Source organism: Paenibacillus lentimorbus NRRL B-30488, from assembly GCF_000411595.1.
In the GTDB taxonomy this organism is placed as follows: Bacteria; Bacillota; Bacilli; order Bacillales; family Bacillaceae; genus Bacillus; species Bacillus velezensis.
Map to the genome: position 1 here is coordinate 1 of NZ_ANAT01000043.1, position 1,102 is coordinate 1,102.

At 58.0% G+C, this 1,102-nt stretch carries 1 protein-coding gene; it reads left to right on the forward strand.

Annotation, left to right across the window (positions count from 1 at the left end; genetic code table 11):
* A partial coding sequence (locus tag D368_RS18480; protein ID WP_486129299.1) for an AMP-binding protein occupies positions 1 to 1,102 on the forward strand: 1,102 nt, incomplete at both ends.

The following is a 1,102-nucleotide window of genomic DNA, read 5'->3' on the forward strand; positions in this document are numbered from 1 at the left end:
GCTCCATTCTGAGCCTGCCGCTTGATGAAAACGATGAAGCGAACCCGCAGACGGAAACAACGGCGGATCATCTCGCTTATATGATTTACACGTCAGGAACGACCGGACAGCCGAAGGGTGTCATGGTCGAACACCATGCGCTTGTGAACCTGTGCTTCTGGCACCACGACGCATTCGCCATGACGGCGGATGATAAAAGCGCCAAATACGCGGGCTTCGGTTTTGACGCCTCCATCTGGGAGATGTTCCCGACATGGACTATCGGCGCGGAGCTTCACGTCATTGACGAGGCGATCCGGCTGGATATCACCCGCTTAAATCACTATTTCGAGGAGAACGGCGTGACCATCACCTTCCTGCCGACGCAGCTGGCCGAACAATTTATGGAGGTGGAAAATACCTCTCTCCGCATGCTTCTCGTCGGCGGCGACAAGCTGAAGCGGGCGGTGAAACAGCCGTACACGATCGTCAACAACTACGGCCCGACGGAAAACACCGTCGTCGCGACAAGCGGCGTCATCAATCCTGAGGAAGGATCGCTTTCAATCGGACGGGCGATTGCCAATACGAGAGCTTATATTCTCGGCGACGGAGATCAGTTACAGCCGGAAGGCATTGCCGGTGAATTGTGCGTGGCCGGCCGCGGTCTGGCACGCGGATACCTGAACCGTGAAGAAGAAACGGCGAAGCGGTTTACCGCAGATCCGTTCGTGCCCGGCGAGCGCATGTACCGGACCGGCGACCTCGTCAAATGGAACGCGCAGTGCGGCATCGAATACATCGGCCGTATCGACCAGCAGGTCAAAGTGCGGGGCTACCGGATCGAGCTTTCAGAAATCGAAGTCCGTCTCGCTCAGCTTGCGGACGTTCATGACGCAGCGGTGACGGCTGTGGAAGACAAAGCGGGCAACACCGCGCTTTGCGCCTATGTCGCGCCTCGGCAGGACGATATTGAAGCGCTCAAAGCCGCGCTGAAAGACACGCTGCCTGACTACATGGTGCCGGCGTTCTGGGTGGAGATGGACGAGCTTCCGGTCACCGCAAACGGAAAGATTGACAAAAAAGCCCTGCCGGAACCGGACATTGAAGCGGGAAGCGCCGC